Source organism: Nitratireductor rhodophyticola, from assembly GCF_019891355.1.
GTDB classification, from domain to species: domain Bacteria; phylum Pseudomonadota; class Alphaproteobacteria; order Rhizobiales; family Rhizobiaceae; genus Nitratireductor; species Nitratireductor rhodophyticola.
The window spans coordinates 432,083-448,983 of record NZ_JAHSSF010000004.1 but is presented as its reverse complement, the minus strand read 5'-3'; the positions used below and the strand labels follow the sequence as shown (position 1 = coordinate 448,983).

17 protein-coding genes are annotated in these 16,901 nt (G+C 62.6%); 9 read left to right on the top strand and 8 right to left on the bottom strand.

The annotated features are described in order from the left end of the window. Nucleotides 1-743: 743 nt before the first annotated feature. The 4 genes from KUG85_RS17595 to puuE are packed head-to-tail and all read right to left on the bottom strand — an operon-like array spanning nt 744 to nt 4,126. Nucleotides 744-1,343 (bottom strand): nucleoside deaminase, encoded by a 600-nt coding sequence (locus KUG85_RS17595; protein WP_223006243.1) that lies wholly within the window; start codon nt 1,341-1,343, stop codon nt 744-746. Further along, complete coding sequence (locus tag KUG85_RS17590; RefSeq protein WP_223006242.1) at nt 1,340-1,840, bottom strand: ureidoglycolate lyase; 501 nt, start codon at nt 1,838-1,840, stop codon at nt 1,340-1,342. Before KUG85_RS17590 ends, KUG85_RS17595 begins: the two co-directional genes overlap by 4 nt. Then, nucleotides 1,837-2,673 carry a bifunctional allantoicase/(S)-ureidoglycine aminohydrolase gene (locus tag KUG85_RS17585; protein WP_065815842.1) on the bottom strand — a complete coding sequence of 279 codons (837 nt, stop codon included), beginning with the start codon at nt 2,671-2,673 and terminating at the stop codon, nt 1,837-1,839. Before KUG85_RS17585 ends, KUG85_RS17590 begins: the two co-directional genes overlap by 4 nt. A 16-nt stretch (nt 2,674-2,689) precedes the next feature. After that, nucleotides 2,690-4,126, bottom strand: coding sequence for an allantoinase PuuE (gene puuE / locus KUG85_RS17580; RefSeq protein ID WP_223006241.1), 1,437 nt, complete (start codon nt 4,124-4,126; stop codon nt 2,690-2,692). 183 nt (nt 4,127-4,309) lie between these two features. On the opposite strand from puuE, the gene uraH reads away from it, so the two are divergent. From uraH to KUG85_RS17550, 6 genes are read left to right on the top strand one after another with little or no spacing between them, the layout of a single operon-like run. Beyond that, nucleotides 4,310-4,675, top strand: a complete 366-nt coding sequence (gene uraH, locus KUG85_RS17575; protein ID WP_065815840.1) for a hydroxyisourate hydrolase — start codon at nt 4,310-4,312, stop codon at nt 4,673-4,675. Beyond that, nucleotides 4,675-6,138, top strand: coding sequence for a xanthine dehydrogenase small subunit (xdhA, locus tag KUG85_RS17570; RefSeq protein ID WP_223006240.1), 1,464 nt, complete (start codon nt 4,675-4,677; stop codon nt 6,136-6,138). The genes uraH and xdhA overlap by 1 nt, the downstream gene beginning before the upstream one ends. A 2-nt stretch (nt 6,139-6,140) precedes the next feature. Then, nucleotides 6,141-8,483, top strand: coding sequence for a xanthine dehydrogenase molybdopterin binding subunit (gene xdhB, locus KUG85_RS17565; protein ID WP_223006239.1), 2,343 nt, complete (start codon nt 6,141-6,143; stop codon nt 8,481-8,483). 17 nt (nt 8,484-8,500) lie between these two features. Further along, nucleotides 8,501-9,316, top strand: a complete 816-nt coding sequence (xdhC, locus tag KUG85_RS17560; protein ID WP_407673695.1) for a xanthine dehydrogenase accessory protein XdhC — start codon at nt 8,501-8,503, stop codon at nt 9,314-9,316. 38 nt (nt 9,317-9,354) lie between these two features. Continuing rightward, on the top strand, nt 9,355-9,663 hold the full coding sequence (locus tag KUG85_RS17555) for a BrnT family toxin (protein ID WP_223006238.1): 309 nt from the start codon (nt 9,355-9,357) through the stop codon (nt 9,661-9,663). After that, entirely contained in the window at nt 9,629-9,886 is a 258-nt protein-coding gene (locus KUG85_RS17550) for a CopG family antitoxin (protein ID WP_065815836.1), read from the top strand. Before KUG85_RS17555 ends, KUG85_RS17550 begins: the two co-directional genes overlap by 35 nt. A 3-nt stretch (nt 9,887-9,889) precedes the next feature. Here KUG85_RS17550 and KUG85_RS17545 read toward each other — a convergent pair whose 3' ends face one another. Next, nucleotides 9,890-10,810, bottom strand: a complete 921-nt coding sequence (locus KUG85_RS17545; protein ID WP_223006237.1) for a LysR family transcriptional regulator — start codon at nt 10,808-10,810, stop codon at nt 9,890-9,892. A 126-nt stretch (nt 10,811-10,936) separates the two neighbouring features. Between KUG85_RS17545 and KUG85_RS17540 the strand changes: the two genes are divergently transcribed. The 3 genes from KUG85_RS17540 to KUG85_RS17530 are packed head-to-tail and all read left to right on the top strand — an operon-like array spanning nt 10,937 to nt 14,749. Beyond that, nucleotides 10,937-12,151 carry a urate hydroxylase PuuD gene (locus KUG85_RS17540; RefSeq protein ID WP_223006236.1) on the top strand — a complete coding sequence of 405 codons (1,215 nt, stop codon included), beginning with the start codon at nt 10,937-10,939 and terminating at the stop codon, nt 12,149-12,151. Between the two features lie 3 nt (nt 12,152-12,154). After that, entirely contained in the window at nt 12,155-13,462 is a 1,308-nt protein-coding gene (guaD, locus tag KUG85_RS17535; RefSeq protein ID WP_223006235.1) for a guanine deaminase, read from the top strand. Nucleotides 13,463-13,477: 15 nt separating this feature from the next. Further along, complete coding sequence (locus tag KUG85_RS17530) at nt 13,478-14,749, top strand: glycerate kinase type-2 family protein (protein ID WP_223006234.1); 1,272 nt, start codon at nt 13,478-13,480, stop codon at nt 14,747-14,749. A gap of 3 nt (nt 14,750-14,752) precedes the next feature. On the opposite strand, the gene KUG85_RS17525 is transcribed toward KUG85_RS17530, so the two are convergent. The 3 genes from KUG85_RS17525 to KUG85_RS17515 all read right to left on the bottom strand — a co-directional run bounded on the left by KUG85_RS17525 (nt 14,753) and on the right by KUG85_RS17515 (nt 16,893). Then, the gene (locus KUG85_RS17525) at nt 14,753-15,142 is read right to left on the bottom strand and encodes a VOC family protein (protein WP_223006233.1); all 390 of its coding nucleotides are present in this window, start codon (nt 15,140-15,142) and stop codon (nt 14,753-14,755) included. Between the two features lie 36 nt (nt 15,143-15,178). Continuing rightward, nucleotides 15,179-15,829, bottom strand: a complete 651-nt coding sequence (locus KUG85_RS17520) for an RNA polymerase sigma factor (protein WP_223006232.1) — start codon at nt 15,827-15,829, stop codon at nt 15,179-15,181. 89 nt (nt 15,830-15,918) lie between these two features. Next, a complete protein-coding gene (locus tag KUG85_RS17515; RefSeq protein ID WP_223006231.1) occupies nt 15,919-16,893 on the bottom strand; it encodes a WD40 repeat domain-containing protein in 975 nt (324 codons plus the stop codon). Between the last annotated feature and the right edge of the window lie 8 nt (nt 16,894-16,901).

Here is a 16,901-nt window from a genome sequence, read left to right as displayed (position 1 = left end):
ACGGGCTCAGGCGGTGACGTTGGCGCGTGCCTTCACCCCGCCCTTCGACAAGCTCAGGGTGAGGTGAAGGCAGGGAGATGTGGGGCGCTTGTCTTGCCTTGCCCTGCCTTGCCCCGCCTTGAGGTTGCGTTGCAGCGCTTTGCGATGCCGTGAGGTGCTTGTTTATCTCTCCCAGATCATCAGCGCTTCCGCATTGTCTTGGGTTTTGAAGCGCTCAGAGCATCGTCTTTCTCAGCGGTTCAGACACAGCCCTCATCCTGAGCTTGTCGAAGGGCGAGGGCGACATGACGCGCTCAGGTGGTGACGTTGGCGCGTGCCTTCACCCCGCCCTTCGACAAGCTCAGGATGAGGTGAAGGCAGGGAGACGTGAGGCGCTTGCCTTGCCTTGCCTTGCCTTGCCTCGTCTCGCCTCGCCTTGGGTTGCCTCGCCGCGCCTTGCCTTGGTTGCATCGCCTCGTCTTGCGTTACAGTGCTTTCCGATGCCTTGAGGTGCTTGTTCACCTCTCCCATGTCACCAGCGCTTCCGCATCGTCTTGGGCTTTGAAGTGTTCAGAGCATCGTTTCTCATGGCGGTTCAGACACAGCCCTCATCCTGAGCTTGTCGAAGGGCGAGGGCGGCATGACGCGCTCAGGCGGTGATGTTGTGCGTGCCTTCACCTCGCCCTTCGACAGGCTCAGGATGAGGTGAAGGCAGACAAAGGTAAGGCGCGCTCCGGTGGGGCTGCCCAGCCCAGCCATCCCCGTCAGTTCAGCGGAATGTCGTTCTCCGCCTTGCTGTCCTGATAGCGCTCGGAAAGGGCGGCATAGGCTGCGGCGAGCGTTGCTATCCGCGCTTTCACAGCTCCCGCATCAGCCGCTGGCAGCGCTGCTGCCAGAGCGGGCAGGGCGTAGCTTTTCCAGAAAGCGTTTTCGGCATTGTAACCGCCGGGCTCCAGCGTGAAGACCTCCTTGAGGATCTTCAAATCGTGCGGGATCGCGAAGGCGTCGCGCGAATCTTCGTGGCTGAACAGATAGTAGAAATTGTCGAAGCCGGTCCAGGTGATCGCCGAAAGACACAGCGAGCAGGGCTCGTGCGTGGACAGGAAGATGCAGTCTTTCGTGTCCGGGCGCGCATCCTTCGGCAGTTCGTAGAACCGCTTCAGCGTATGAACCTCGCCATGCCAGAGCGGGTTTTCCAGCTCATTGTTGGTTTCGGCAAGCACAAGCGACAGATCACTTTTCTTCAGGATGGCCGCGCCGAAGAGCTTGTTGCCATGGGCGACGCCTTCTGCGGTTTTCGGCAGGATGTCCTGTTCGATCACGTCGAGCAGCCGGTTGATGAGGTGAAGGTCGGGAGCGGTCATGTGAAGGATGGCACCGTGATTTCATAGGGGTCGGAGAAGTGGAATTCTTCGAGATTGTTGCCGTCTCCGCCACGGTCGACCACCACGAAATCCTGGGGTGCGTCGATGGGCGTCAGGACGCCATGCCAGGTGCCGCGCGCATAGTTCACGCCCTGTCCGGGATGCGTGATGAAGGCGCGGGGGGCGCCGGGGCGCCCGTCTTCATCCGGGCACACGATCACCAGAAAGGGGGCTGGCGAAAGCGGCATGAAGGCCTGGCTTCCAAGCGGGTGCCGCTCGACCATGGAAAGCTTGAGCGGCAGTGCATAGGGCGTGCCGCGAAAGATGTTGATCAGAATGCGGGCGTTTTCGCCCGCCGTTTCGACCGTCGCCAGATCGTGAAAGCGGCGGCACTTGCCGGCATTGATGAGGAAGCTTTCCGCACCCTCGGTCTCGATCACGTCGCCGAAGGGCGCGAAGGCCGCGCGTGTCAGCTTTTCAGCTTCGATCCGTTTCATCGCGCGAAGCTGCCGGCGAGTTTGGCGTGCCGGTTGACGTCCTTGTAGAGCAGGTAGCGGAAATTGCCGGGCCCGCCCGCATAGCAGGCCTGCGGGCAGAAGGCGCGCAGCCACATGAAGTCGCCGGCTTCCACTTCCACCCAGTCCTGGTTGAGCCGGTAGACGGCCTTGCCTTCCAGCACATAGAGACCGTGTTCCATGACATGCGTTTCGGCAAAGGGGATCACCGCGCCGGGCTGAAGCGTGACGATGGTTACATGCATGTCGTGGCGTAGATCGGCCGGATCGACAAAGCGTGTCGTTGACCATTTGCCATCCGTTCCCGGCATGGGAGAGGGCGCGACATCGGCCTCGTTCAGAAACAGCGGATCAGGCATGTCGAGGCCGTTGACGGGCTCATAGGCCTTGCGGATCCAGTGGAACCGCGCGGGTGAACTTCCCCGGTTGTGAGCGGTCCAGCCGCTCGATGGCGGCAGATAGGCGTAGCCGCCGGGTGTCATCTTGTGCGTCTCGCCGGCGATCTCGACGGTCAGCTCGCCCTCGACGATGAAAAGCACGCCTTCCGCCGTCTCATCGAGTTCGGCCCGGTCGCTGCCGCCGCCGGGCTCCACTTCCATGATGTATTGCGAAAAGGTCTCGGCGAAGCCGGACAGAGGCCGCGCGATGATCCAGCAGCGGGTTTTTTCCCAGAACGGCAGCAGGCTGGTGACGATGTCCTGCATGACGCCCTTCGGCATCAGCGCATAGGCGTCCGTCAGAACCGCGCGATCGGTCAGGAGCTGGGTCTGCGGCGGATGCCCGCCATGCGGGGCGTAATAGGTGCGGGCGCTCATCTTCTTTGTCCTGAACTCATGCGGGAAGGATGTCGTTGAGCCGCAGCCGGGCGATCCGCTCCACCTGCCGGCAGGCGGTGGCGAATTCCTCGTCGCGGCTGTTCTCTAACCGGGTTTCGAAGGCCTTCAGAATGCTGTCCCTGGTGTTGTCCTTGACGGCGATGATGAAGGGAAAGCCGAATTTTCGCGTGTAGGCGGTGTTGAGTTCGGTGAAGCGGGCGCGCTCGCTGTCGGTCAGTGCATCAAGCCCTGCCGAAGCCTGCTCTTTGCTCGATTCCTTGGTCAGCCTTTTGGCTGCCGCCAGCTTTCCGGCAAGGTCCGGGTGCGCTTTGAGAACCCCAAGGCGTTCGTCTTCGCTGGCCGAACGGAAGGCGCGTGCCAAAGCGTTGGCAAGGCCGCCAGCTGTGTCATGTGCGGGGCCCAGCTCCAGCTTCACCGCGCGCTCGGCGATCCAGGGTGAATGCTCGTAGATGCTGCCGAACCGTTCGATGAACTCCGGTTCGCTCATGCGGCTCGGGCGCAGGGCCGGCGCTTTATAAGGGTGCTTTTCGCGCCAGTGCCGAGCGATCTCGCCACGTGTCGCAAGCCACACATGATCGTGGCTCTTCACATAGTCGATGAAGCGCTGAAGGGCTGCGGCGCGTCCCGGCCGGCCGATGAGCCGGCAATGCAGTCCGATGCTCATCATGCCCGACCGTCCTGCTTCCCCCTCGGCGTAAAGCGTGTCGAAAGCGTCCTTCAGATAGCTGAAAAACTGATCGCCAGAGTTAAAACCCTGTGCGGTGGCAAAGCGCATGTCGTTTGCGTCGAGCGTGTAGGGGATGACCAGCTGCGCGCGCGTGCCGTGCCCATGGCCGTCATGATCGATCCAGTAGGGCAGGTCGTCGTCATAGGTGTCGGAAATCCAGTCGAACCCGCCTTCCTCGATGGCCAGCTTTACCGAATTGACCGAGGTGCGACCGAGATAGAGGCCGCGCGGGCGCTCGCCCACCACTTCGGTGTGCAGCCGGATGGCCTCCAGAAGATCGGCCCGCTCGCTTTCCTCCGTGTGTGCGCGGTAGTCGATCCATTTCAGACCGTGCGAGGCGATCTCCCAGCCGGCGTCCTGCATGGCGGCAAGCTGGTCGGGGCTGCGGGCAAGTGCTGTGGCGACGCCGAAAACGGTGACGGGCACGCCGGCTGCCGTGAGCATGCGGTGGAGCCGCCAGAAGCCGGCACGCGCGCCATACTCATAGATGGATTCCATGTTCCAGTGGCGCATGCCGGGCCAGGGGGCCGCGCCCACCACTTCGGACAGGAAGGCTTCGGAGGCCCCGTCGCCGTGCAATATGCAGTTTTCGCCGCCTTCTTCGTAATTGACGACGAACTGCACCGCGACCTTCGCGCCGCCGGGCCAGTCGGCACTGGGTGGGGTCTGGCCGTAGCCGATCATGTTTCTCAGGTAGCGGGTCATGCAATCTGTCCGAAATTCGCTATTGGCAAGGATAATAGATGGAATGCGGGAGGTACTTTCCTGAAAAATTTGAAAGAGTTTTGTTGTTCTTCCTTAGCGCGTCCTCTTATGCTCGCAATCAATTTGCCCCACAATCAAGTGGTAGACGCGCAAGTGGCTTGAGCGAGTTGATAGGGAGGCCGCATGAGCAATGCGGGTGAGGGTCGTCTGACGACCCATGTGCTGGACACGGCCAGCGGAAAACCGGCCGGAGGACTGGAGATTGCGCTCTATCGCCTGGAGGGCGATGTGCGTACTCATGTGAAGACGGTCAGGACCAACAGCGATGGACGCTGCGATGCGCCGCTGCTTGCCGGCGATGCGTTTCGCACCGGTTTTTACGAACTGGTGTTCGAGGCCGGTGCCTATCTGCGGGCGCACGGTGCCGATCTGCCGGCCCCGGCCTTCCTCGATCAGGTGCCTATCCGCTTTGGCATGGCCGAGCAGGCGCATTATCATGTGCCGTTGCTTCTCTCGCCCTATGGCTACTCCACCTACAGGGGAAGCTGATGAAAGCGCGTTCTGAAATCCGCTTTCTGTTGAACGGCACGCCTGTCACCCTAGCCGATGTGCGGCCGGACGAAACGCTCCTCGATTATCTGCGCCTGCGCCAGCGTCTGACAGGCACCAAGGAAGGCTGCGCGGAAGGCGATTGCGGCGCCTGCACCGTGCTTGTGGGCCGTTTGCGCAATGGCGAACTCGTCTATGAGAGCGTCAATGCCTGCATTCGTTTCCTCGGTTCGCTCGATGCCTGCCATGTGGTGACAGTGGAGCATCTGAAACGTGCCGATGGCAGTCTGCACCCGGTTCAGCAGGCGCTCGTGGATCATCACGGTTCGCAATGCGGCTTCTGCACACCGGGCTTCGTCATGTCGCTTTATGCGCTCTGGATGCGCGAACCGCAGCCCACCGAGCGTGCTGTCGAAAGGGCACTGCAGGGCAATCTCTGCCGGTGCACCGGCTATGAGCCCATCGTGCGCGCCGCGCTGGCCGCCTCCACCTATGGCGATGCGGCGTCGGATCCGTTGGCGACGGAGCGCGCTGCGGTCATCGCCGCGTTGGAAGGTATGAAGGATGGCGCGCGGGTGGAGAGCGGCTCAGGCCGCGAGCGCCTGCTTATTCCCGCGGATGTCGACGATTTTGCCACGATTCTCGAAGCCGAGCCAAAGGCCACCATCGTTGCCGGTGCCACGGATGTGGGGCTCTGGGTCACGAAGTTCATGCGCGAGATTGCGCCGGTGGTGTTCATTGGCGGGCTCGATGAATTGCGTGACATCCGCGAAGACAATGGCACGATCCATATCGGCGCTGGCGTCAGCTATTCCGATGCGTTCGCGCTTTTGGCAAAGCGCATTCCGCAACTCGGCGCACTGATCGACCGTATTGGCGGCGAGCAGGTGCGCAATATGGGCACGATTGGCGGCAACATCGCCAATGGCTCGCCCATCGGCGATACGCCGCCGCCACTGATCGCGCTTGGCACAACGCTCACGCTGCGCAAGGGCAGCGCGCGCCGCACCATTCCGCTGGAAGATTTCTTCATCGACTACGGCAAGCAGGATCGTTTGCCCGGCGAGTTCGTCGAGGCGGTGCATGTGCAGGTGCCCGATGCGGCCTCCCGTTTCGCGGTCTGGAAAATCTCCAAGCGCCGCGATGAAGACATCACGGCGGTTCTGGGCGCTTTCGACATCAGTATCGCCGATGGCCGGGTTGAAGCCGCCCGCATCGCCTATGGCGGCATGGCGGCGACACCAAAACGCGCCAAAGCCGTCGAAGCAGCGCTTGCTGGAAAGGCGTGGACGCAGGAGACGGTCGAGGCAGCACTTTCGGCCTATGAGGACGATTTCCAGCCGATCAGCGACATGCGTGCCTCTGCCGACTATCGCATGATGGTCGCGAAAAACCTGCTCCGCCGCTTCTATCTTGAAAGCACGGGCGGCGCGGCAAACCTCTCCAGATATGAGGCGGCCTGATCATGACTCGGCACGAAATGCTTGATCTGGACAAGGCAAGGATCGCCGGCGGCGTCGCCAGTGATCAAAAACACGATTCCGCGCACAAGCATGTCAGTGGCGAGGCCGTCTATATCGACGACATGCCCGAACCCGTGGGCACACTGCATGCCTGTCTCGGCCTTGCCGAAGTGGCGCATGGCACGATCACGAGCATGGATCTTTCGAAAGTGCGTGCCGCGCAAGGTGTGGTCACCGTTCTGACAGCGGACGACATTCCCGGCGAAAACGACATCAGCCCCACCGGTCTGCATGACGAACCCATTCTAGCCAGTGACAGGGTTCAGTTCTTCGGCCAGCCCATCTTTGCTGTGATTGCCGAAACGCGCGAAGCCGCCCGCCGTGCCTGCCGTCTGGCCAAGATCGAGTATGCGGAAGAACCCGCACTGATCGACATTGCCGATGCGGGCGCCGATGCCCGCCTTGTCACCGCGCCTCTCAAGCTTGAGCGCGGCGACAGTGCCGCGGCCATCGCCGCCGCCCCACATTCCATCAAGGGCCAGATGCGGGTTGGCGGACAGGACCATTTCTATCTCGAAGGCCAGATCGCCTTCGCCATGCCCGGCGAGGATGGCGATGTGACCGTGTTTTCCTCCACCCAGCACCCGAGCGAGGTGCAGCACATGGTGGCGCATGCGCTGGGCGTTTCGTCCCACGCCGTCACCATCGAGGTGCGGCGCATGGGTGGCGGGTTCGGCGGCAAGGAAACGCAGGCCAATTTGTTTGCGGTGATTTCGGCCATCGCGGCCAAGAAGCTGAACCGTCCCGTCAAGCTGCGTCCCGACCGTGACGACGACATGACAGCGACCGGCAAGCGCCACGACTTCCTGATCGACTATGAAGTCGGTTTCGATGATGAGGGTGCCATTCTCGGCGTTGATTTCACCTATGCCGCGCGCTGCGGCTACGCAGCCGATCTCTCCGGTCCGGTGACCGACCGGGCACTGTTTCACTGCGACAACACCTATTTCTACCCCGCTGCGCGAGCCGTTTCGCGCCCGCTTTATACCAACACCGTGTCCAACACCGCGTTTCGCGGTTTCGGTGGGCCGCAGGGCATGGTCGGCGCAGAGCGCATCATCGATGAGGTGGCCTTTGCGCTGGGCAAAGACCCGCTCGAAATCCGCAAGAAAAACCTCTACGGCACCGACGACCGCAACATCACGCCCTACCACCAGACGGTGGAGGACAATGTCGCAGAACGGGTCATCGCGGAACTGGAGGAAAGCAGCGATTATGCCGCGCGCCGACGCGAAATCGCGGCCTTTAACGCAAAAAGCCCGGTCATCAAGCGCGGCCTTGCGCTGACGCCGGTAAAGTTCGGCATCTCCTTCACCGCCACGCATTTCAACCAGGCCGGCGCGCTGGTGCATGTCTATACGGATGGCTCCGTGCATCTGAACCATGGCGGCACCGAGATGGGGCAGGGGCTCTACACCAAGGTGGCGCAGGTGGTGGCCGAAGAATTCCAGATCGACATCGATCAGGTGAAAATCACCGCCACGACCACCGGCAAGGTGCCCAACACGTCCGCAACGGCGGCCTCCTCCGGTTCCGATCTGAACGGCATGGCCGCGCAGGATGCGGCGCGGCAGATCAAGTCCCGGCTGATCGACTTCGCGTCCGAAGCCCATGACGTGCCGAAGGATCAGGTCGTGTTCCTGCCGGGCCGCGTGCGCATCGGCAACCGCGAAATCCCCTTTGCCGACCTCATCCGCGAGGCCTATATGGCCCGCATCCAGCTTTCGGCCGCCGGTTTCTACAAGACGCCGAAGATCCACTGGGATCGCGACAAGGGACAGGGGCGGCCTTTCTATTACTTCGCCTATGGCGCCGCCTGTGCCGAGGTTTCCATCGACACGCTGACCGGCGAATACATGGTCGAGCGCGTCGACATCCTGCATGAGACAGGCCGCTCGCTGAACCGCGCCATCGACATTGGCCAGATCGAGGGCGGCTTCATTCAGGGCATGGGCTGGCTGACGACCGAAGAACTGGTCTGGGACGGCAAGGGGCGGCTTCGGACCCATGCGCCTTCCACCTACAAGATTCCACTCGCATCCGACCGGCCGAAAGTGTTCAACGTGGCGCTTGCCGACTGGGCGGAAAACGCCGAACCGACGGTGCACCGCTCCAAGGCCGTGGGCGAGCCGCCCTTCATGCTGGCCATGTGCGTGCTTCACGCGCTGTCCGATGCGGTGGCGAGCGTGGCCGATCACAAGGTCTGCCCGCGTCTCGATGCGCCGGCCACGCCCGAGCGTGTGTTGATGGCGGTGGAGCGGGTCCGGGCGGAAGGCGCACGCTAGGGCCAGGAACTACTGATATGGCCGCACCGATGACCCATTCAACCGCTGCCCTCAGGGCCTTCCTGCAAGCCTCGCCGTCTGTCGCTCTCGTAGAGGTACGCGAGGCGAAGGGCTCCACCCCGCGCGAAGAGGGCGCATGGATGCTCGTTTCCCTCGAAGCCATTTTCGGAACCATCGGTGGCGGCCAGCTCGAATTTCTGGCGATTGCCCGGGCACGCGAACTCATCTCGGACAATCTCGCAAACGGAAGCCTCGACATCCCGCTCGGGCCGGAAATCGGCCAGTGCTGCGGCGGACGGGTGGCGCTCGACTTTCGCCTACTCGATCAGGCGGAGCGCGAGGCGCTCGTGAAGCGTGCTGGCGAAGCGGCAAGCACCTTCCCGCAGGTGATCCTGTTTGGCGGCGGCCATGTCGGCCATGCGCTGGCGGCAGCGCTGACCCCGCTGCCCGTGCGGGTGCTGGTGGTCGAGACCCGCAAGGAGGCGCTTGAAGATTTTCCGGATGATGTGGAGACGCGCCTTGCGGCCCTGCCGGAAGAGGCGGTGCGTGAAGCCTCCGCCGGAACCGCCTTCGTGATCCTGACCCATGATCACGCGCTCGATTTCCTGCTAGTTGCCGAGGCGCTGGCACGTGACGATGCGGCCTATGTCGGCATGATCGGGTCGAAGACCAAACGTGCCACCTTCAAGAGCTGGTATCTGAAAAACGGCGGTGACGAACACCGTTTCTCCAAGCTCGTCACGCCCATCGGCGGCGATGCCGTACACGACAAACGCCCCGCCGTCATCGCGGCGATGGCGGCTGCGGAGATACTGACGGCTCTACAGTCGTGATGTTGACATTTGTGTGTACAAAACTACATACTTGATGAATGAAGATCGCGGGCTTTGACTGGGACATCGGAAACTGGCCGAAATGCGCAAAGCATGGTGTCTCGAAGGACGAGATCGAACATGCGCTTCTTCATGACCCGCTGATTGCGCCTGATCCCGCACACTCTGGGCCCGAAGACCGCTACATCGTCATCGGGCGCAACCGGCAGGGCCGCCCCATGTTCATAGGCGTGACCTTTCGTATGGTTGATGGGAAGCGTCTTATTCGTCCGATCACAGCGCGCTATATGCATGCCAAGGAGGTGAAACGCTATGAAACGCAGCGTTCCCAAACTGAAAACCGATAAGGATGCGGAAGACTTCCTCGATCAGGATCTTTCCGATCTGGATTTTGGCGCGTTCAAACCCGCTGGTTTCGAGTTCGAGAACAAGGCGGCAAGGGTGAATATGCGCATGCCGCAAAGCCAGCTTGATGCGGTGAAGGCTGAGGCGAAGAAGCGCGGTGTTCCCTATCAGCGGCTCATGCGCGAGCTTGTTCAACGCGGTCTGGAAAGCCTGCGTGCAGGCTGACCATCATTGCTCCGACAGGGTCTCGCCAATCATCTTCTGGCAACGGCTTGCCATGAAGTCGACCAGCAACCGCACTTTCGGGTCCTGAAATTTCTTGTGCGGGTAGAGCGCGGCAAGCTTTACCGGCACGGGCGGGGTTTCAGGCAGGACCACCTGGAGCCGTCCGTCGCGCAGGAATGGCTCGATCTCGAAGCGGGGTTTGTTGACGATGCCGCGCCCGGCAAGCGCCCAGTCGGTGATCACGTCGCCATCGTCGGAATCGAACGGGCCGCCAACCTCGAACTTTCGGGCGCCCTCTGGCGTCTGTAACACCCAGAAATGCTCGCGCGCACCGGGAAAGCGCAGCATCAGGCAATCGTGACGCTCATCAATCAGCGCTTCGGGCGTCTTCGGTTCGCCGCGTCGTTGCAGATAATCAGGGGCTGCCGCCAGAACGCGCTCGCAATCCATGATGCCGCGCATGCGGAATGAGGAATTTTCCAGAATGCCGAGCTTGAAGGCGACGTCGATGCCCTCGCGCATCATGTCGACCTCATGGTCGGAGAGCCGTAAGCGAACCTCGATCTCGGGATATCGGTCACGAAATTCGGGAATGCCGCTGGCGATCAGCCGTTTGCCGATGCCGAGCGGCGCGGTGACGCGGATCGTGCCGCGCGGCTGGCCGGAAAGATCGGCGACCGAGGCTTCGGCTTCCGCCACCGCTTCGAGAACCTTGCGCGCGCCCTCATAGAAGACGCGGCCCTGCTCGGTGGGGGTGAGCTGGCGCGTGGTGCGGTTGAAGAGCCGCACGCCGAGGTGCTTTTCGAGCTCTTTCACCCGGTTCGAGGCAACGGCCGGAGAAAGCCGCATGTCGCGGCCCGCAGAAGACAGATTGCCGAGTTCCACGACGCGGACAAAAACGGCGATGTTGTCGAGATAGGCCATGCACTGCCCCCAGGTGTTTCGCGCGCATTATTTTCCAAAATTTTTTGAAAGTCATCGTGATCTTATCCGCTTTCCGTTTATATCGGGTTCCGTCACCCTGCGCCCGGTGGAGTTGAGGAAGCTGGCATGAACGAATACGCGGTTTTGTGGGACTGGCTGTCTTTTGGCGTGCGCTGGCTGCACGTGGTCACGGCCATTGCCTGGATTGGCTCATCCTTCTATTTCATCGCGCTCGATCTGGGGCTGGTGAAGCGGCCGGGCCTGCCCGAGGGCGTGCATGGCGAGGAATGGCAGGTCCATGGCGGCGGCTTCTACCACATCCAGAAATACATGGTCGCGCCGGCCTCCATGCCGGAGCACCTGACCTGGTTCAAATGGGAATCCTATTCCACCTGGCTGTCCGGCTTCGCGCTGCTGGCCATCGTCTATTATGCGGGCGCGGATCTCTATCTGGTCGACCGCAATGTGCTCGATGTGCCCGCCTGGGGCGGCATCCTGATCTCGCTCGCTTCCATTGGGCTTGGCTGGCTGCTCTACGACCTTCTGTGCAAATCGCCGCTCGGCAAAAACGACACGGCGCTGATGCTGGTTCTCTATGTGATCCTGGTGGTGATGGCGTGGGGCTATACGCAGCTCTTCACCGGTCGCGCGGCCTTCCTGCATCTGGGCGCTTTCACCGCGACCATCATGACGGCGAATGTCTTCCTGATCATCATCCCCAACCAGAAGATCGTGGTGGCCGATCTGAAGGCGGGGCGCACGCCCGACCCGAAGCTTGGCCTGCAGGCCAAGCAGCGCTCGCTGCACAACAATTACCTGACGCTGCCCGTCGTCTTCCTGATGCTGTCGAACCACTATCCGCTGGCCTTCGGCACCCAGTTCAACTGGGTGATCGCATCGCTCATCTTCATCATCGGCGTGCTGATCCGGCACTATTTCAACACGGTGCACGCCCGCAAGGGCACCCCGCACTGGACCTGGGGCCTGGCCGGCGTTCTCTTCATCATCATCATGTGGCTCTCCACCGTGCCGCAGGTGCTGACGGGCGAGACGAAGCTTTCGGCGACGGGACAGACCTTCGTCGCCTCGACCCATTTTCCCGCCGTGCGCGACACGGTGATGGGGCGCTGCGCCATGTGCCATGCTGCCGTGCCGGGCTATGATGGGGTACCTTCACCGCCGAAGAATGTTGTGCTCGACACGGATGCGGCTATTGCCGAGCACGCGCGTGAAATCTATCTGCAGGCAGGCCGCAGCCACGCCATGCCGCCCGGCAATGTCTCGGGCATCACCGAAGAAGAGAGGCGGCTGATCGTGACCTGGTTCGAGGAGGCGCGCTAGCGCATGGCACAGAAACTCATCCGTGGCAGGCTTCTGTCCTTCAAGACCGAGCCGCGGAGCATCGATGATCACGATTCATACCTCTTTGAAGAGGATGGCGCGGTTCTGGTCGAAGACGGCGTTATCCTCGCTGCCGGCAGCTTTGCCGAGGTCGTAGCCGGCGCCGAAGCGGGGCACGCGATGGTGGATCATCGCCCGCATCTCATCCTGCCGGGCTTCATCGACGCCCATGCGCATTTCCCGCAGATGCAGGTGATCGCGAGCTATGGCGCCGAGCTTCTGGACTGGCTGAACAACTACACTTTCCCCGAAGAAACCAGGTTCTCCGACATTCAGCACGGTCGTCACATCGCCCGTCTGTTCTTCGATGAGCTGCTGCGCAACGGCACGACCACGGTTGCCGCCTATTGCTCCGTTCACAAGGAAAGCGCTGAGGCCTTTTTCGGCGAGGCGCTGGCGCGCAATATGTGCGTTGTTGGCGGTAAGGTGATGATGGACCGCAACGCGCCGGCCGCACTCACCGACACGCCGCAGTCCTCTTACGACGACACGAAGGCGCTGATCGGCGAATGGCACGGCAGGGGGCGGCTCAACTATGCCGTCACGCCGCGTTTCGCCATCACCTCCAGCCCCGAGCAGCTGGAGATGGCCGCAGCACTGATGCGCGAGTTCCCCGACCTCCACATGCAGACGCATCTGTCTGAAAATCACGACGAGATCGCCTTCACGCTGGAGCTTTATCCCGACGCGCCGGACTATACCGGCATCTATGAGCATTACGGCCTGCTTGGCCCCAAGGCGTTGCTCGGCCATTGCATTCATCTCTCCGAGCGCGAGGCGGATGTGCTTTCGGACACGGGCTCGGTCGCCGTGTTCTGCCCCACCTCAAACCTCTTCCTCGGCTCCGGCCTGTTCGACTATCTGCGTTATCGCAAGCGTGAGAAGCCGCTGCGGCTGGCCTCGGCGACGGATGTGGGCGGCGGCACCAATTACTCCATGCTGCGCACCATGGATGAGGGCTACAAGGTCATCGCGCTCAATGGCGAGAAGCTGAACCCGCTGGCCTCCTTCTGGCAGATCACGCGCGGCAATGCCGAGGCGCTTTCCCTGTCGGAGCGCGTGGGCACGCTGGAACCGGGCACTGACGCCGATATCGTGGTTCTGAATGCGCGCGCAACGCCGGTCATGGCGCTGCGCATGGAGCGCATCGAAACGCTGGCCGAGGAGCTTTTCCTGCTCCAGACGCTTGCTGATGACCGCGCCATCGTGGAAACCTATGTCGCAGGAGAGGCTGCCAAAAGCGCCTTGTAAGTTCAGGGGGCGCATGTGACCGGCAGCATCGATCCGAAGGCGTTTTTCACAAGACTGTTCGACGCTGCTGTCGCTGCCGCCGACCCGGCCAAGACCATTCGCGCATTCCTACCGGAAAAGCCCCGGGGCCGCACCATTGTGGTCGGGGCCGGCAAGGGGGCGGCCCAGATGGCGGCAGCGCTGGAGGATGTCTGGGACGGGCCTCTGGAAGGCGTGGTCGTGACCCGCTACGGCTATGGCGCGCCGACCCGCATGATCGAGGTTCTGGAGGCGGCGCACCCGGTGCCGGATGAGGCCGGCCTTTCCGGCGCAAAGCGTCTCATGGAGAGCGTGACCGGGCTTGGCCCGGATGATCTGGTGATCGCGCTCGTTTGCGGCGGCGGTTCAGCCCTGCTGCCCGCACCGGCAGGCTTCCTGACGCTTGCCGACGAGATCGCCGTCAACGAGGCGCTTCTGGCGTCCGGCGCGCCGATCTCGGCCATGAACACGGTGCGCAAGCACATTTCCGCAATCAAGGGCGGCAGGTTGGCCGCTATAGCTCATCCCGCGCGCGTGGTCTCGCTGATCGTTTCGGACATTCCCGGCGATGATCCGGCACTTGTTTCATCCGGTCCGACCGTGCCTGACACGGCAAGCCGCGCGGATGCGCTTGCGGTGATCGAGACCTATGGCATGCAGCTGCCCGATGCGGTGATGCAGCATCTCGCATCGCCTGCGGCAGACGCACCAAAGCCGGATGATCCACGTTTTTCAGGCCATGAGGTTCACGTCATCGCCTCGGCCGCGCGTTCGCTGGAAGCCGCTTCGGCCGCCGCCGAAGCGCAGGGCGTGCCTGCCGTCATCCTGTCGGATGCGATTGAGGGCGAAGCGCGCGAGGTGGGCGGCGTTCATGCAGCGATTGCCCGTGAGGTGGCGCTGCGCGACCGGCCTTTCAGAAAACCGGTCGTGCTGCTTTCGGGCGGTGAAACCACGGTCACGCTGCGCCGAAGCGGCGGGCGCGGCGGGCGCAACACAGAATTCCTTCTGGCGCTTGCGCTCGGCATTGAGGGCGTTTCCGGCATCTCGGCTTTCGCCGCCGATACGGATGGCATCGACGGGTCGGAGGAGAATGCCGGTGCCTTTGCCGATCACGGCACCGTCGCGCGTCTGCGCTCTGCCGGCCACGACCCGAAGGCGCTGCTGGCCGCGCATGACGCCTGGGGCGCGTTCGATGCGCTGGACGATCTGTTCGCGCCGGGGCCAACCGGCACGAATGTCAACGATCTGCGAGCGGTGCTGGTGCGGTGATGCTTATGCGCTTTTGCGCGGGCGCTCTTCCGACTGGTAGACGGACAGGACATGTCCGTCCGGGTCGGCAAATTCGGCAGACCAGCCGCCCGGAGCATGGCTGACAGGCGTCACGATCGTCGCGCCTTTCTCCGCAAGACCCTCCACAACGGTATCGATGCCACCTTCGGAGAGGTCGAACACCACTATGGGGGTGTTTCCGGGGCGGGACTCCATCTTGAAGAAGATGAGTTCGATATTGTTCTCGATGCTGGCCAGCAGCCAGTCGCCCGCCTCCTCGTCCCCTTCCATCCTCTGGACATTCAGCCCGACCACATCGCGGTAGAACGCCTCCGTGCGGTCAATGTCGGTGACGTAATAGCAGATGGTGCCGATGCGGACGTTGGAAAGCATGTGTATCTCCTGATGTTACAATGTGGGTTCTGCTTCTTAATTGCCGCAGGAGCCAGGTTTGTGAGCTTTGGGGTGAGAAAAACTTACCGCAAAGAGGTGTCCGTCCGGATCGTGGCTTGCAAGGAATGCAGAATTGCGACCGGTCAGCGGAAGAAGGCTCTGCCGGATCGTGCCGAAGGCGAGCGTGCCCGCCAAAAGCTTTCCGGGAAGGGGAGTTGCATCGGGCGCGGCATCGCGCCAACGCTGGCGCAGGCCGGCAATGCGCTGACGCAGGCTCGCATCGGAAATGCGCAGAAGGTGCCGGATTTCATTGCGCGTATGACCGCCGAGAGCCAGAAGCGCGACAATTCTCTGGCTCCTCGGAAGGCCGGCGAGAAACGCGGTCGGAACATCCCCGTCTTCCGATGGTTCAAAAAGAATTGCGGCGTTCTCACGGGTTGACCGGCGGTAGGCGGAGCGCCGTTTCGTCGCCGCCACGTTGCGCATGACGCCCTGAAGCCAGGCGCGGTTCTCCACGCATGGGCGGTTGCCGGCAGTCAGTGCGGCGATCAGCGTTTCATGCAGCAGGTCTTCCGCTTCGATCTGGTGCGATGCGTGGCGGTGCGCCGTTTTCAGAAGATGGCGATAGGTCGCGGGGGTGAGTTCAAGCCGGGCAGGCATCTCCTGCGCTGTGCGCCTGCTATCCACCGCTCGCTCCCCCATGCTTCCAGTCAGGTGAGGAAGCTACAGGACGCGGCGCGCGCTGCAAGCGAAGACTGAGGCACAGGGCGTGAAATTCAACCCGCGATATCCACCACGCCGCTTTCACCGGTCTCCGAGCCAAAGGCGAGGCGGCGGCCATCATCGTCCCAGGCCATGGCGGTGATCGCACCATTGCCCTGCCGGCGCAGAAGCACCTCCTTCTGGTCGGCAAAGCGCCCGGCCAGGATCATGCCGTCGCCGTAGCCGACGGCGACGATCTCCTCGGTCGGGTGGCAGCAGACCTGCGTCACCATCGTGTCGCCGCGGGTTCCCAGCTCAAGCGGCGCCTTGCCCATCGGGCCGTCCTTCGCCTGGAAGGGCCAGACAATGGCTGCCGGCGCGCCGGACGTGGCGAGCCACTTGCCCTTGGCGCTCCACGAAAAGCTCTTCACCTTTCCCGGATAGCCGGCCATGCGCATGTGCTTGCCGTCCGCGAGTTTCCAGCCATGCAGGGCGTTTTCCTGCATGGTGGTGACGAGGAACTTGCCGTCCGGCGAGAAGGTGATGCCGGTGTGAGCGCCGGCCCATTCCAGCTCAGTCGGCTTGCCGTCGGTTGCCGGAAAATGCAGCGTCGCGCCATTGTAGCGGGCGACCGCAAGCCGCATCCCCTTCGGCGCGAAGGCGATGCCTTCCACCGAGCGCGGGTGCTGGAATTCGCGCTGTTTCCCATCGGCAAAGCGCACATAGGCGTTGCGCCCGACCGCGAAACCGACCGCGCCCTGCGGCCCGGCTGCAACGCTGGTCACCCATTTGCGGCTGATCTCGGCCAGCGTCTCCACCGTGCCGTCAGCCGCAAGTGCCGTGACCCGCCCATCTTCGCCGCCGGTGATGAGGCGTGCCCGATCGACGTCGGGGCAGGCGGCCAGCAGTCCGTCATGAACCTCTGTCCATTTGTGGCCATTGTCGAGACGATGCACCACGCCATCGGCCAGCGCGAAATGCGGAATGTCGTTCAGCCACGCGGTGGCAATGCAATGGCTTTCGAGGTCGAGCGGGGCGACTGTGGGCATATGGGCAG

Coding starts and splice junctions, on each gene's coding strand:
- xdhB (WP_223006239.1), top strand. CDS start 6,141: ATGACTCGGCACGAAATGCTTGATCTGGACAAGGCAAGGATCGCCGGC.
- KUG85_RS17555 (WP_223006238.1), top strand. CDS start 9,355: ATGAAGATCGCGGGCTTTGACTGGGACATCGGAAACTGGCCGAAATGC.
- KUG85_RS17525 (WP_223006233.1), bottom strand. CDS start 15,142: ATGCTTTCCAACGTCCGCATCGGCACCATCTGCTATTACGTCACCGAC.
- KUG85_RS17585 (WP_065815842.1), bottom strand. CDS start 2,673: ATGAGCGCCCGCACCTATTACGCCCCGCATGGCGGGCATCCGCCGCAG.
- guaD (WP_223006235.1), top strand. CDS start 12,155: ATGGCACAGAAACTCATCCGTGGCAGGCTTCTGTCCTTCAAGACCGAG.
- KUG85_RS17590 (WP_223006242.1), bottom strand. CDS start 1,840: ATGAAACGGATCGAAGCTGAAAAGCTGACACGCGCGGCCTTCGCGCCC.
- xdhA (WP_223006240.1), top strand. CDS start 4,675: ATGAAAGCGCGTTCTGAAATCCGCTTTCTGTTGAACGGCACGCCTGTC.
- KUG85_RS17545 (WP_223006237.1), bottom strand. CDS start 10,810: ATGGCCTATCTCGACAACATCGCCGTTTTTGTCCGCGTCGTGGAACTC.
- KUG85_RS17515 (WP_223006231.1), bottom strand. CDS start 16,893: ATGCCCACAGTCGCCCCGCTCGACCTCGAAAGCCATTGCATTGCCACC.
- KUG85_RS17540 (WP_223006236.1), top strand. CDS start 10,937: ATGAACGAATACGCGGTTTTGTGGGACTGGCTGTCTTTTGGCGTGCGC.
- KUG85_RS17595 (WP_223006243.1), bottom strand. CDS start 1,343: ATGACCGCTCCCGACCTTCACCTCATCAACCGGCTGCTCGACGTGATC.
- KUG85_RS17550 (WP_065815836.1), top strand. CDS start 9,629: ATGAAACGCAGCGTTCCCAAACTGAAAACCGATAAGGATGCGGAAGAC.
- xdhC (WP_407673695.1), top strand. CDS start 8,501: ATGGCCGCACCGATGACCCATTCAACCGCTGCCCTCAGGGCCTTCCTG.
- uraH (WP_065815840.1), top strand. CDS start 4,310: ATGAGCAATGCGGGTGAGGGTCGTCTGACGACCCATGTGCTGGACACG.
- puuE (WP_223006241.1), bottom strand. CDS start 4,126: ATGACCCGCTACCTGAGAAACATGATCGGCTACGGCCAGACCCCACCC.